Origin of the sequence: Pseudomonas cichorii (genome assembly GCF_018343775.1) — a bacterium.
Taxonomy (GTDB): domain Bacteria; phylum Pseudomonadota; class Gammaproteobacteria; order Pseudomonadales; family Pseudomonadaceae; genus Aquipseudomonas; species Aquipseudomonas cichorii.
Genome location: NZ_CP074349.1, coordinates 2,478,096 through 2,490,386, shown reverse-complemented (window position 1 = coordinate 2,490,386; position 12,291 = coordinate 2,478,096). Strand labels below are relative to the sequence as shown.

15 protein-coding genes and 2 tRNA genes are annotated in these 12,291 nt (G+C 55.6%); 10 read left to right on the top strand and 7 right to left on the bottom strand.

Annotation, left to right across the window (positions count from 1 at the left end):
• Positions 1–20 precede the first annotated feature (20 nt).
• The 3 genes from KGD89_RS11035 (at position 21) to KGD89_RS11025 (ending at position 2,278) form a co-directional block, all read left to right on the top strand.
• Positions 21–1,085 (top strand): NAD(P)-dependent alcohol dehydrogenase, encoded by a 1,065-nt coding sequence (locus tag KGD89_RS11035; RefSeq protein ID WP_025259839.1) that lies wholly within the window; start codon positions 21–23, stop codon positions 1,083–1,085.
• 243 nt (positions 1,086–1,328) lie between these two features.
• Entirely contained in the window at positions 1,329–1,697 is a 369-nt protein-coding gene (locus KGD89_RS11030) for a hypothetical protein (RefSeq protein ID WP_025259838.1), read from the top strand.
• 218 nt (positions 1,698–1,915) lie between these two features.
• Positions 1,916–2,278, top strand: coding sequence for an NUDIX hydrolase (locus tag KGD89_RS11025; RefSeq protein ID WP_025259837.1), 363 nt, complete (start codon positions 1,916–1,918; stop codon positions 2,276–2,278).
• 84 nt (positions 2,279–2,362) lie between these two features.
• Here the strand turns inward: KGD89_RS11025 and KGD89_RS11020 are convergent.
• Positions 2,363–2,439, bottom strand: a tRNA-Val gene (locus KGD89_RS11020).
• A 296-nt stretch (positions 2,440–2,735) separates the two neighbouring features.
• On the opposite strand from KGD89_RS11020, the gene KGD89_RS11015 reads away from it, so the two are divergent.
• The gene (locus KGD89_RS11015; protein ID WP_025259836.1) at positions 2,736–2,957 is read left to right on the top strand and encodes a ubiquitin-like protein; all 222 of its coding nucleotides are present in this window, start codon (positions 2,736–2,738) and stop codon (positions 2,955–2,957) included.
• Between the two features lie 118 nt (positions 2,958–3,075).
• Here the strand turns inward: KGD89_RS11015 and KGD89_RS11010 are convergent.
• A tRNA-Val gene (locus KGD89_RS11010) sits at positions 3,076–3,152 on the bottom strand.
• 182 nt (positions 3,153–3,334) lie between these two features.
• On the opposite strand from KGD89_RS11010, the gene KGD89_RS11005 reads away from it, so the two are divergent.
• Positions 3,335–4,618 (top strand): NAD(P)/FAD-dependent oxidoreductase, encoded by a 1,284-nt coding sequence (locus tag KGD89_RS11005; RefSeq protein WP_025259835.1) that lies wholly within the window; start codon positions 3,335–3,337, stop codon positions 4,616–4,618.
• A 52-nt stretch (positions 4,619–4,670) separates the two neighbouring features.
• Here the strand turns inward: KGD89_RS11005 and KGD89_RS11000 are convergent, their stop codons facing one another.
• The 3 genes from KGD89_RS11000 to KGD89_RS10990 all read right to left on the bottom strand — a co-directional run bounded on the left by KGD89_RS11000 (position 4,671) and on the right by KGD89_RS10990 (position 6,852).
• Entirely contained in the window at positions 4,671–5,369 is a 699-nt protein-coding gene (locus KGD89_RS11000) for a hypothetical protein (RefSeq protein ID WP_025259834.1), read from the bottom strand.
• 449 nt (positions 5,370–5,818) lie between these two features.
• Entirely contained in the window at positions 5,819–6,577 is a 759-nt protein-coding gene (locus KGD89_RS10995; RefSeq protein WP_025259833.1) for a TerC family protein, read from the bottom strand.
• 32 nt (positions 6,578–6,609) lie between these two features.
• Positions 6,610–6,852: a hypothetical protein gene (locus tag KGD89_RS10990; protein WP_025259832.1), complete on the bottom strand. Its 243-nt coding sequence runs from the start codon at positions 6,850–6,852 to the stop codon at positions 6,610–6,612.
• A 132-nt stretch (positions 6,853–6,984) separates the two neighbouring features.
• On the opposite strand from KGD89_RS10990, the gene nhaR reads away from it, so the two are divergent.
• A complete protein-coding gene (nhaR, locus tag KGD89_RS10985) occupies positions 6,985–7,881 on the top strand; it encodes a transcriptional activator NhaR (protein ID WP_038399818.1) in 897 nt (298 codons plus the stop codon).
• A gap of 2 nt (positions 7,882–7,883) precedes the next feature.
• Here nhaR and KGD89_RS10980 read toward each other — a convergent pair whose 3' ends face one another.
• Positions 7,884–8,393 (bottom strand): DUF1993 domain-containing protein, encoded by a 510-nt coding sequence (locus tag KGD89_RS10980; protein WP_025259831.1) that lies wholly within the window; start codon positions 8,391–8,393, stop codon positions 7,884–7,886.
• A gap of 156 nt (positions 8,394–8,549) precedes the next feature.
• Here KGD89_RS10980 and KGD89_RS10975 point away from each other — a divergent pair, with 156 nt between their 5' ends.
• The 3 genes from KGD89_RS10975 (at position 8,550) to KGD89_RS10965 (ending at position 10,358) form a co-directional block, all read left to right on the top strand.
• Positions 8,550–9,209, top strand: a complete 660-nt coding sequence (locus KGD89_RS10975) for a YceH family protein (RefSeq protein WP_025259830.1) — start codon at positions 8,550–8,552, stop codon at positions 9,207–9,209.
• A 442-nt stretch (positions 9,210–9,651) separates the two neighbouring features.
• Positions 9,652–10,005 (top strand): hypothetical protein, encoded by a 354-nt coding sequence (locus KGD89_RS10970; protein ID WP_025259829.1) that lies wholly within the window; start codon positions 9,652–9,654, stop codon positions 10,003–10,005.
• 170 nt (positions 10,006–10,175) lie between these two features.
• Positions 10,176–10,358, top strand: coding sequence for a hypothetical protein (locus KGD89_RS10965; RefSeq protein WP_025259828.1), 183 nt, complete (start codon positions 10,176–10,178; stop codon positions 10,356–10,358).
• Positions 10,359–10,454: 96 nt separating this feature from the next.
• On the opposite strand, the gene KGD89_RS10960 is transcribed toward KGD89_RS10965, so the two are convergent.
• Entirely contained in the window at positions 10,455–11,015 is a 561-nt protein-coding gene (locus tag KGD89_RS10960; protein WP_025259827.1) for a hypothetical protein, read from the bottom strand.
• 252 nt (positions 11,016–11,267) lie between these two features.
• Here KGD89_RS10960 and pbpG point away from each other — a divergent pair, with 252 nt between their 5' ends.
• A complete protein-coding gene (gene pbpG, locus KGD89_RS10955) occupies positions 11,268–12,212 on the top strand; it encodes a D-alanyl-D-alanine endopeptidase (protein ID WP_025259826.1) in 945 nt (314 codons plus the stop codon).
• Positions 12,213–12,291: the final 79 nt, after the last annotated feature.

Below are 12,291 nucleotides of genomic sequence, written 5' to 3'. Positions count from 1 at the left end.
CTTCGCAAAAGGTGATCGCAATGGTCAAGACTTACAGTTACGCCGCCCAGAAACCGACCGACACCCTGAAACCTTATCGTTTTGAACGCCGCACTCCCGGTGCCGACGATGTACAGATAGACATTCTGTACTGCGGCGTCTGCCACTCGGACCTGCACACCGCCCGTAACGAATGGCACAACACGCTCTACCCTTCGGTACCGGGCCATGAAATCGTCGGCCGGGTCACCGCTGTGGGCGCCGACGTCAAGCACTTCAAGGTGGGAGACCTGGCAGGCGTCGGCTGCATGGTCGACAGTTGCCAACACTGCGCCTCCTGCGCCGAAGGTGAAGAGCAATACTGTGAGAACGGTTTTACCGGCACCTATAACGGCCCGGTCTTTGGTGGCGAAAACACCTTTGGCGGTTACTCCGACAATATCGTAGTCAAGGAGAAATTCGTCCTGCGCATCTCCCACAGCGACAATCTGGCTGCTGTCGCTCCGTTGCTCTGTGCAGGCATTACCACCTACTCACCGCTGCGCCACTGGAAAGTCGGGCCAGGAAAACGGGTCGGTGTCGTCGGCCTTGGCGGGCTGGGTCATATGGCCGTGAAGATTGCCCACGCCATGGGCGCGCATGTGGTGCTGTTCACCACCTCGCCCAACAAGCGTGAAGATGGCCTGCGCCTGGGCGCTGATGAAGTCGTGGTTTCCAAAGACCCTGCCGAAATGGCAGCACAGGCCAACAGCCTGGACTTCATCCTCAATACAGTCGCCGCGCCCCACGACCTCGATGCCTTCCTGGGATTGCTCAAGCGTGACGGCACCATGACGCTGGTTGGCGCACCTGCCGAGCCTCACCCATCACCGGCCGTGTTCGGGCTGATCTTCAAGCGTCGCAGCCTGGCCGGTTCATTGATAGGCGGCATCCAGGAAACCCAGGAGATGCTGGATTTCTGTGCCGAACACGGCATTGTTTCGGATATCGAAATCATCGCGATGCGAGATATCAACGAGGCCTACGAGCGCATGCTCAAGGGTGACGTGAAATATCGCTTCGTGATTGATATGGCCACGCTGAAACAGGAGGCTTCTGCGGCCTGATAGCGAACATTCAGGCTGTCCGGCAGGATCGGGCAGCCTGTTTTATCGTCAGGGCCATATGACAAAAAGTCTCGATTCAGCGCCTTTAAACAACAAACCTCATCATTGAAATATCTTGCCGCAAATAACTGCACGCTTTGTCAAACCATTCGTCATAAAGCCCTTATCCGCCCCTCCAGCCTGTTGACACGCCCTGTAATGGGGCGCGCAATGGGTATTGGATGAAACGATGGGGAAATGCACATGGCTAAGATCAATGTTTTAGCGGGTGATTTTCTTCAAGGTAATGGGGAATACCGTGCTGGCACCATTACTCTTGTAACCCCCCTCTTTCCATGGCCTGGAATCTGTTTCAAACAGGACGAAATCAAGTCAATGGAAATTGCCAGCAAAGCATCAAACAGGAAAATGGATGACACTATCGGGTTCGGTCTTGCAGGTGCATTGATGTTAGGCCCCGTGGGAGCTGCCGCCGGCATGTTCCTGGCGAGCGAAGAGAAAGAGATAACCTTTGTAGCAACGCTCAAGGACGGCAGGAGCCTGCTCGCCGCCACCGATGAAAACACCTACCGAAAAATGGCGCAGGATATCCCTGTGTCCGACTTCATGTAACAGCCCCCACTGCGTGACAAGAACCCGGCCCTGCGCCGGGCTCTTTCGTTATGGCCCGGCTATCCTTTTTCAACAAGCGTTCTGGCACCGATTGTGCTTGGTGAAAGATTAACTTTTTATTACATTTTTATGACATTGATATCTGTTATCTCAACAGATTCAAGTTTCAGGGCAAGCGTGCAGATATCAAGAATGACTGGACGTTAACAGGTGGAAAGATGAAAGAACGAGCAACAGTCATCTGCAAGCGTGACGACCAGATCCTCTACGTTCGCAAACCAAAATCGAAATGGGCATTGCCCGGCGGCAGGATCGAAGCGGGAGAAACGCCAGCCCAGGCAGCCGTGCGCGAACTGAGTGAGGAAACGGGCCTTGAAAACCTGGACCTCATGTATGTGGATGAATACGAAAAGGATCGGGTCATTCACCACATATTCACAGCCGTGATCCCCTCCTCCAGCGAGCCCTCGCCACGGAACGAGATTGCCGCCTGCAAATGGCTCGCGACTGGAAACATCAGCGACCTCAAGGCAAGCACAGCGACCAAATCCATCGTCAAATCGTTTGCCCGGCCCAAATAGGGTCGGGTTTCAATCTGCGCAAACGAAAAAAGGGCGACCCTTTCGGATCGCCCTTCTTCACCGCCCAGCAGAGCGGATTTTGTTTGGTAGGCGCGATTGGACTCGAACCAACGACCCCCACCATGTCAAGGTGGTGCTCTAACCAACTGAGCTACGTGCCTGCTGTGGGAGCGCATTCTACGGATATTGAAAAAGGTGTCAACGGATTTTTGCAGTAACCCACTGATATATTCAAATTTTTAGCTCTGAATTCAGTACATGCCATCAGACGCAAGCTCCGGCAAGGGCATCAAGCCAACTGTCTGAAAGCGCACGGCGCTGACAGTTCTGTCAGTTCCCGTCATTCCCCCCCACTTTTAATCTGTACGCACGCGCGCAAGCGAATGTAGCTATCTGCACGAACACGTTCAAGGCACTCCTGTTCGCGTCTCCTATGCCATTCACGCCAGGTGACGAAATGATTATTTATGCAAAGAAATTGACCGGAGAACTCTGGGAACTGGATGTTGAACCCTCAGATACGATCAGTAACGTGAAATGCAAGATTCAGGATAAATCTGGCATTTCCCCCGAAGCACAGAGGCTTATCTTTGCCGGGAAACAGCTTGAAGATCAGAGAAGCCTGAGCGATTACAACATTCAGAAGGAGAGCACCATATATGTTGTAATCCGACTCTAGACATAAAGCTCTGGCGCAATACCCATAGACAACCGGCATCATGCACTTCACGGTCGAACGAAAAAAGGGCGACCCTTTCGGATCGCCCTTCTTCACCGCCCAGCAGAGCGGATTTGTCTGGTAGGCGCGATTGGACTCGAACCAACGACCCCCACCATGTCAAGGTGGTGCTCTAACCAACTGAGCTACGTGCCTGCTGTGGGTGCGCATTCTACGGACATTGGCTGGCCTGTCAATCTCTTTTTCAGCTAAGCCTATGAATTCGCAACGCTTTTAGGTGCTGCGCAGGTAAATATGTTTTATCCCGTGGCTGGCAGAGGTTTTTTAACTGGGGTAGGATCACGGCACTCGTCAAGAATTTTAAACGGAGCTTCAGGATGGCGAACACGCTCTATCCGCAGTCCTACTACGCCGCATCAGCCAATCCGGTCCCGGAACGTCCTGCCTTGCAGGGTGAAGTGGAGACGGACGTATGCGTCATCGGCGCAGGCTATACAGGGTTGTCCAGCGCCCTCTTCCTGCTTGAGCATGGCTTCAGAGTCACCGTGCTGGAGGCCGCGAAGGTCGGCTTTGGCGCCTCGGGCCGTAACGGCGGGCAGATCGTCAACAGCTATAGCCGCGATATCGATGTCATCGAGCGCAGCGTAGGCCCCAAACAGGCGCAACTGCTGGGGCAGATGGCATTCGAGGGCGCGGCGATCATTCGAGATCGTGTTTCCCGTTACGGTATTCAATGCGACCTGAAGGACGGCGGCGTATTCGCAGCCCTGACCAACAAGCAGATGGCGCATCTGGAAGCTCAGAAGCGTTTGTGGGAACGCTATGGGCATTCGCATCTGGAGCTGATGGATAAAAACCGCATCCGCGAAGTCGTTGCCTGCGAGCAATATATCGGCGGCATGCTGGACATGACCGGCGGCCATATCCATCCACTGAACCTGGCGCTGGGCGAAGCGACTGCCGTGGAATCGCTGGGCGGTGTCATCCATGAACAATCGGCGGCGATCCGTATCGAACGTGGCGCCAACCCGGTCGTGCATACGGCACAAGGGAAAGTCCGGGCCAGATTCATCATCGTGGCCGGCAATGCCTATCTGGGCAATCTGGTGCCGGAACTGGCGGCCAAGTCGATGCCATGCGGCACTCAGGTGATCACCACCGAACCGCTGACCGAAGAGCTGGCCAAATCCCTGCTGCCTCAGGATTACTGCGTCGAGGACTGTAATTACCTGCTGGACTACTACCGCCTCAGCGCCGACAAGCGCCTGATCTTTGGTGGTGGCGTGGTCTATGGCGCCCGCGACCCGGCCAATATCGAAGCCATCATTCGTCCCAAGATGCTCAAGGCCTTCCCGCAACTCAAGGATGTGAAGATCGATTACGCCTGGACCGGCAATTTCCTGCTGACCCTGTCACGACTTCCGCAGGTCGGGCGCCTGGGCGACAACATCTATTACTCTCAGGGTTGCAGCGGGCATGGCGTGACCTATACCCATCTGGCAGGCAAGGTGCTTTGCGAAGCCTTGCGTGGCCAGGCCGAGCGTTTCGATGCATTCGCCGACCTGCCCCACTACCCATTCCCTGGCGGCCAGTTGCTGCGCACGCCGCTTACAGCACTGGGCGCCTGGTATTACAGCCTGCGCGACAGACTGGGCTTTTGATGGATAGCGTGAAAACCCTGTAGATCGGGGTTTTCACTGCTTCAGACCAAACTTATTTAACACCCTGACGGGCCAATGCCTTCACTGCTTCACCGGCAGCCTGCTCCTGTCCGGCCTGAGACAGTTCATTGGCAGCTTTCAGCCAGCGCTGCTGATCCACATTGGCAGGCAGTTGCCGTGGCCCCTGAATCAGGACCGCCCAACTGCCTGCATCCTTCCAGGCAGAGCTGAAGCTGCCAAAGCTCATCATCTGCCGACGATTCATGCCCACCTGCAGCAGAACGGTCTGCTTGATGCGGTTATAGCCCACCAGCACGCCATAACGAGGCCCTTTCCACCAGGCCGAGCCTTCGGACAGCCGCAGCATCACCGGATAACCCGCCGAAACCTGCTCCAGCAAAGCGTGCAGTTCGCCATCGAGTGGGTAAACCATGAAACCGTATTGGCGCGCCGCATTCTGCATATTGCTTTCAAGCTTCCCCTCGCCGCCCGGCAATTGCAGGGGCTTATCGAGGAGCCCGGGTGTAATCAGCACCTGACGGTTGGCCAGCATGCCCGCCAATGCGCCAGGTCCGCTTTGATACGCGTTGCCACGGAAGAACGGCACAGAGTTGAGTTCAACCCGGTCCGGCAAGCGCTGAATTTCTGGCGTAACCATAGAAGCGCAGGCGGTCAGGCTCAAGGCCAGGACCATCACCCACCACGGCCGCCGGGTCCTGGCGGCGTTGAACAAGAAAGATACCGGCAGCATTTTCACTCACTTCAACGGGTGTCAGGCAACACACGACCTGACTCGGACACCGATCATAGAGCCGCACAGCGCCTGGGTATAGCCTTCTGACACAGTCAGAGTGACTGGATAGATCAAATTGGTCATAGCCGTCAATTAATCGAAACATGTGAGGGACTAGACTGTCACTTATTCAGACAGCAAGAAGATGCGGTAAATACGGAGGCACTTATGAGCCTGGAAATGACAATCGTGATGCTGATCGTGGCATGGCTGATGGTTGCAGGCGCCATGCTTTGGGGAGTACTGAGAGTTTCCCGTCGTCACCAACCGCGCGTCGTACGACCGACCCCAGTGGTCCGGCTGGAAAAAAGACAGCCTGCAGTCGCTCACTGATCAGCGCTCATGAAATGCAAAATGGTCGGCCCCATTACAGGGCCGACCATTTTTTTGCTTCACTGATCGAGAGATCAGGCTTTGGCAGCTTCAGCAGCAGTCTTTTTACGCTTGGCCTTGCGAGCCAGGATGTTGAGGATCTCAACCGCTGCCGAGAACGTCATGGCGGCGTAGATGTAGCCTTTAGGTACATGGGCACCAAAACCTTCAGCGATCAGTGTCATACCGATCATGATCAGGAAGCCCAGCGCCAGCATCACCACCGTCGGGTTGTCATTGATGAACTTGGCCAGCGGGTTGGCAGCCACCATCATCACGATCACAGCAGACACTACCGCGATAATCATGATCGGCAAGTGCTCAGTCATGCCCACCGCAGTGATGATACTGTCGATGGAGAACACCAGGTCCAGCAGCAGGATCTGGAAGATTGCCGCGCCCATGCTCAGCGTCACAGCGGACCCGATGGTCTTTTCCTGCTCAGCCTTGCTGTCCATGCTGTGATGGATTTCCGTGGTCGCCTTCCAGACCAGGAACAAGCCACCCGCGATCAGGATCATGTCTTTCCAGGAGAACGCCTGGCCGAACACGTCGAGCACAGGTTCGGTCAACTGGACGATGAAAGCCACGGTGCTGAGCAGGCCCAGACGCATGATCAAGGCCGCACTGATACCCAGACGACGGGCCTTGGCACGCTGATGCTCCGGCAACTTGTTGGTCAGAATGGAAATGAAGATCAGGTTATCGATACCCAACACGACTTCCATAACCACCAGCGTGGCCAAGGCAATCCAGGCGGCGGGACTTGTAGCGAGTTCCAAAAGGTATTCCATAGATCGTGTCCTGCTTGAGCCAATGTTGAGCGTTAGATTTCTTTACCAGACTTCTCTTCGGGAGACTCGGGCTGTTTTTTGGGTTCAAGTACCGAAAGATCCTTGCGGGTATCTTCCAGCGCCTTGGTTGCAGCTTCATGGGTATCGTCAATCGCCTGTTTGGCTGTATTGGCAGCCGTGTCCAGGATTTGCTTGGTCGATGTTTCTACCTGGTCACAGCCAGCCATTACAACCAGCGAACATGCCAGCAATGCGGCGTAAACGGGTTTGATCATGTTTCCCTCGATATGCAAGGCCGGACATCACCTTTGGTCCGGCGTCAGCGAAGCATTCTAGAGACATGGAAACATCAGAAAAATTCGCTTTTTCAAGGTGTATACTTCGGTTTTACCGAATCGACAATCTTTATGCTCAATTATCGTCAACTCCACTATTTCTGGGTCGTGGCCAAAACCGGCAGCATTGTACGCGCCTGCGAACAATTGAACCTCACCCCCCAGACCATCAGCGGCCAGATCAGCCTGTTCGAGGAAACCCTGGGCGTCGATCTCTTCCGCCGTGTAGGCCGGCAACTGGAGCTGACTGAAGCCGGTCGCCTGGCACTGCCCTATGCCGAACAGATGTTCCAGTTGGGCAATGAGCTGGAAACCATGCTGCGCTCACAGCCCGACGAACAACAGCTCCTGTTTCGCATCGGTGTGGCCGATGTCGTGCCCAAATCCATCGTCTATCGACTGATCGCGCCCACCATGGAGCTCGATGAATCGATCCGTATCACCTGCCGCGAAGACAAGCTCGAACGCCTGCTGGCCGACCTGGCAATCCAGAGACTGGACATGGTGATATCTGACAGCCCTATGCCACCACATTTGGACATTAAAGGCTACAACCAGAAACTGGGAGAGTGTGGCGTCAGCTTCTTCGCGACCCAGGGCGTGGCTGAAAGTCTGTGGGGTGACTTTCCGCAGTGCATGCATGGAGCACCACTATTGATTCCCGGGCAGGACACCGTGGTTCGTGGCAGGTTGATGCGCTGGTTCGCCGAACAGAAAATCCAGCCGCGGATTATCGGGGAGTTCGATGACAGCGCCCTGATGAAAGCTTTTGGCAAATCCGGCAGCGGCGTATTCGTCGCGCCCAGCGTGATCGCCGATGAAGTACAGAGCCAATATGACGTGAAAATCATCGGCCAGACCGAATCGGTGACCGAATCGTTCTATGCCATTACCGTCGAACGAAAGGTCAGGCACCCCGGTATTGTCGCCATTACCGAGAGTGCCCGAAACAAGCTGTTTACCGACTGAGCTTAGAACTTGCCCATGTAATCGCGCTTGCCGATTTCCACGCCATTGTGACGTAGCAGGTCATAGGCTGTGGTGACATGGAAAAAGAACTGCGGCAAGGCATAGCTGAGCAGGTAAGCCTGGCCGTTGAGGCGTTTCTCCTTGTCGGTGCCAGGACGCAGAACGATCTCGATGCCTTCCTTGCCGTCGACATCTTCCGGCTTGATGCTGGCGATGAAGGCCAGAGTCTTGGCGATCAGGGCTTGCAGATCGGCAAAGGTGGTTTCGGTGTCTTCGTACTTTGGAATCTCGACGCCTGCCAGACGGGCCGAAGCGCCTTTGGCGAAATCCACGGCAATCTGAATCTGACGAGTGAAAGGCAGCATGTCCGGGAACAGGCGCGCCTGCAACAGGGCTTCAGGCTGGATTTTCTTCTCGGTCGCGTGGGCCTCGGCCTTGACCAGAACGTCATTCAGCGCGTTGAGCATTTGCTGGAATACAGGAACGGAAGCGGCGTACAGGGAAATAGACATGACAAATCCTGAAAGTGAAAGTCGGGAATTATAGACATGCTCTTCAGGAAAGATGGCGAGTCTTTTCTCCATACCATGACGCGAATCATCGGCGCACTGGCAATAATTCAGCGCAGCCCCTAGGCTGACACCCCGCCATCGCTCAGGGAAAGCGTAATGACCACCGAACATTCTTCAACCGAATCGGCCGATGACACCGAATCGTTGCAACTCAACAGCACCGAAGTGCGCATTCTCGGCTGCCTGATCGAAAAACAGGCCACCAGCCCGGAAACCTACCCTCTGACACTCAATGCACTGGTCATTGCCTGTAACCAGAAAACCAGCCGCGACCCGGTGATGAATCTGACTCAGGGCCAGGTTGGCCAAAGCCTGCGCGCCCTGGAAAATCGGGGCCTCGCCCGCCTGGTCATGGGCAGCCGCGCCGACCGCTGGGAACACAAGGTCGACAAGCACCTGGAGCTGGTGCCAGCCCAGATGATCCTGACCGGCCTGCTACTGCTGCGCGGCCCGCAAACCAGCAACGAACTGCTGACCCGCAGCAACCGCATGCACGATTTTGAAGACAGCGAACAAGTCGTCCACCAATTGGACCGCCTCATCGCCCGAGGCCTGGCAACCCTGCTGCCACGCCAGCCCGGTCAGCGCGAAGATCGCTACATGCATTCGCTGGGCGACCCGGCAGACCTGCAAGACCTCCTTGCAGCCCGGCAAAACCAGCCGGAGCGGCAGTCGGCATCCGCATCGAGCGAGAGAATTGATGAGCTGGAAGCAAGGATTGCGGCGCTTGAAGAGCGGCTGGCGAGGCTGGAGTGAGTTTGCGTATGACTCAACTCCCCCTGCTCGCTCAGCGTCGCCAAGGCGCGCGTGCCCCCCTGCACAGATCGACACCTGGCTAATGACAACACGCCAGTCTGGGTCGTAAGCTTTCTTCAGGACTCGCCCTTGCTTTCTTTGGTTTTATACCACTGTGGCGCTTTAGACGCCTTGGCTTGGGCAAGTTCTTTTAATCCTTCAGTCTTGCACTTCATCTACACCTTTCCTACCAAACGGTATTGGATTAACCCCTCGGAGCAAGCGTAAAATCTGCTCCGAGCCCAAACGATGAACAGGCGGCACAAACATCGCCGGCCCCCTTACACAAAATTTACCTAACGGCTTCGCCGTTTTCTCAAATTACGATGTCTTAGAGTTATCCCGTGGCAGTGCTTGAGCGTAATGCAGGCCCGCGACAACGGGTTGAGAGCGAGGAACAGTCATGATTCGTCATATCCCCAAAATTGCCTTGTTTATAGGTGCCTTGGCATTGGCAGGCCAGGCCAACGCTGATCGTGGCTGGGGTGGGCCAGCCGTACTGGGTGCAATCGTCGGCGCTGCCGTGGTTGGAGCCGCAGTTTCGTCCAGCCGTGACAGGACAGTGTATGTAGAACGCCAGCCGGTCTATGTTCAACCGCAGCCGGTCTACTACGCGCCGCCTCCTCCACCAGTGGTTTACTACCAGCCGGCGCCGGCTTATGAGGTTGTGGAACGTTACCCGGCTCCGCCACCGGTCTACTACCGTCGTTATGCGCCGCCACCCGCCTACTATGGCCCGCCACGCGGCCACTGGTAACCGACAAAAGCCCCGCCTGGTGCGGGGCTTTTCGTTGCTTTGCTATCAAACGGAGGTTGCCCGTCAAGACGCACAACCCTCGTGATTATCAATGACCACTATCGAGAACGATGATTTCTGCCAGAGACGATGGCTGAGTAAAGTAGCGCCATCGATTGATGGAGACAGCCATGAACAAGGTTCAGATCATGTCAGTAGTTGGCAGCGCCGTTCCGGCCACACTCAGAGAACGCGGTTTTCTGGCTTGCTGGTATCTGATGCACAACGGCGAGCCCGTCAGCGGCCCTTTCGCTTCATTGCCAGCAGCACAGGCCAGCTCCGACAAGCTGGAAAGCCACAAGCTCAACGGCTGAGTGCAGTGCCCGGTTTCACAGTCTTCGTGCGTTTGCTCCGCACATCCCCTTGCCCACATCCTTTGATGTGGGCTTTTTTATGGGCTCGAAAAAGTCTCAGACGCGCTCGGCCATTGCCGCATTGACCTGGCAGCGATGAGCCAGTTTTTGCAGGCGCTTTTCCAGAGCGAGGAACACGACACGATCGGTACGACCGCTGTCCAGTTCATCGATCAGGTCGTTGGCCACCTGACGCAGTTCATAAGCCAGAACTACACGATCATCATTCAAATCCTGTTTATGGGACTCGAACAAGCGGTGCAGATAATCCTGCAGCGTATATTTCAGGCGATGCCGGTCGCTGGCGCGCAAATGGGTAAGATTCAGACTGGTTCTGGCCTGCAGCTCGGTCAACTCGCCGCACAGGTATTGAATACGGCGGGCATAACCGGTTTCGCGTTCACGCAGTTGCTTGTGGGCCACTGCCGCTTCCTGCTTGCGCTGGATACCCGGAACCCCCACAGCGACCATCATGCCGACGATCAGCCCGGTGGCCTGAACCCAGCCGGCCCAGTCGGCAGGCCGTGAAAAAAAACCGCTGACAAGCAGTACGACCGCGACCAGAGATGCAGCGATCACCAGAACAACGTAATCCTTGCTGATAAACCCCTTGAGCATTGAACGCTTCCTTAAATCGATGAGCCTTGATGGCGTGAATGCTAATCGGTGCGAGCCGTGGACACCACGAATATTGAAAACACACCCCCCATTCGTGGCTTTCCTACTTAACAGCAACTTAATAAAACCACGATTCCTGAATTAATTGACGAATCGCCCTGCTCACCCCATCGACTTTGGGCAAAGTCCGCTCCTAAAATGCAGCGTTTTTCCTATATCCACGTGCAAAACTGCACATTTATCGAGTGAGCCCTGTTCTTGAAAATTCGTCTGCCACTTCTGGGTCTTTTATTTGCACTTACGGGCCCTGTAGTTTCCATCAACGCCACTGCAAACGAAATCGCGGCCCTGAACCGGGACCCATCAAAACTTCATCTGGCTTCCGGCAGCACACTGGTCATTGATGTGCAAACCGACAAGGTCCTGTATTCACACAACCCTGACGTTATCGTCCCCATCGCTTCGGTCACCAAACTCATGACCGCCATGGTCGTGCTGGACGCCAAACAGTCGATGGACGAAGTCATTCCAGTCAACATTTCCCAGACCCCGGAAATGAAAGGCGTGTTCTCCCGCGTCAAGCTGGGCAGCGAAATGAATCGCAAGGACATGCTGCTGATCACGCTGATGTCTTCGGAAAACCGTGCCGCCGCGAGCCTGGCCCACAGTTACCCGGGCGGCTATCCGGCCTTCATCCTGGCCATGAATGCAAAGGCCAAGGCGCTGGGCATGAAGCATACGGCCTATGTCGAGCCTACCGGGCTGTCGGTCTATAACGTTTCCACGGCTCGCGACCTCACCAAGCTGATCATGGCTGCTCGCAAATACCCGATGATCACTGAGCTGAGCACCACTGCGGAAAAGACCGTGACCTTCCGCAAGCCCACTTACAACCTGGGCTTCAGCAACACGGATCACCTGGTGCGCAAGGACAACTGGGACATCAAGCTGACCAAGACCGGTTTCACCAATCAGGCAGGTCACTGCCTGGTGCTGCTGACCACCATGGCTAACCGTCAGGTTTCCGTGGTGATTCTCGACGCCTTCGGCAAATACACCCACTTCGCCGATGCCAGCCGCCTGCGCCGCTGGATGGAAACCGGCGAGAGCGGTCCTGCGCCGGAAGTCGCCTTGCAGTACAAGAAGGAAAAGAATCTGGTGATGAAGCAGAACGGTATTCAGCAGGCGCGGGAATAACCCCCCATCTGCGCAGGAGCGGATTTATCCGCGAAAAGGCCCTTAGGGGCTTCCTTCGCGAATGAATTCGCTCCTACCG

Bases quoted from the DNA above. Each gene is read 5' to 3' on its own strand.
- KGD89_RS11035 (WP_025259839.1), top strand. From the start codon at position 21: ATGGTCAAGACTTACAGTTACGCCGCCCAGAAACCGACCGACACCCTG.
- KGD89_RS11030 (WP_025259838.1), top strand. From the start codon at position 1,329: ATGGCTAAGATCAATGTTTTAGCGGGTGATTTTCTTCAAGGTAATGGG.
- KGD89_RS11025 (WP_025259837.1), top strand. From the start codon at position 1,916: ATGAAAGAACGAGCAACAGTCATCTGCAAGCGTGACGACCAGATCCTC.
- KGD89_RS11015 (WP_025259836.1), top strand. From the start codon at position 2,736: ATGATTATTTATGCAAAGAAATTGACCGGAGAACTCTGGGAACTGGAT.
- KGD89_RS11005 (WP_025259835.1), top strand. From the start codon at position 3,335: ATGGCGAACACGCTCTATCCGCAGTCCTACTACGCCGCATCAGCCAAT.
- KGD89_RS11000 (WP_025259834.1), bottom strand. From the start codon at position 5,369: ATGCTGCCGGTATCTTTCTTGTTCAACGCCGCCAGGACCCGGCGGCCG.
- KGD89_RS10995 (WP_025259833.1), bottom strand. From the start codon at position 6,577: ATGGAATACCTTTTGGAACTCGCTACAAGTCCCGCCGCCTGGATTGCC.
- KGD89_RS10990 (WP_025259832.1), bottom strand. From the start codon at position 6,852: ATGATCAAACCCGTTTACGCCGCATTGCTGGCATGTTCGCTGGTTGTA.
- nhaR (WP_038399818.1), top strand. From the start codon at position 6,985: ATGCTCAATTATCGTCAACTCCACTATTTCTGGGTCGTGGCCAAAACC.
- KGD89_RS10980 (WP_025259831.1), bottom strand. From the start codon at position 8,393: ATGTCTATTTCCCTGTACGCCGCTTCCGTTCCTGTATTCCAGCAAATG.
- KGD89_RS10975 (WP_025259830.1), top strand. From the start codon at position 8,550: ATGACCACCGAACATTCTTCAACCGAATCGGCCGATGACACCGAATCG.
- KGD89_RS10970 (WP_025259829.1), top strand. From the start codon at position 9,652: ATGATTCGTCATATCCCCAAAATTGCCTTGTTTATAGGTGCCTTGGCA.
- KGD89_RS10965 (WP_025259828.1), top strand. From the start codon at position 10,176: ATGAACAAGGTTCAGATCATGTCAGTAGTTGGCAGCGCCGTTCCGGCC.
- KGD89_RS10960 (WP_025259827.1), bottom strand. From the start codon at position 11,015: ATGCTCAAGGGGTTTATCAGCAAGGATTACGTTGTTCTGGTGATCGCT.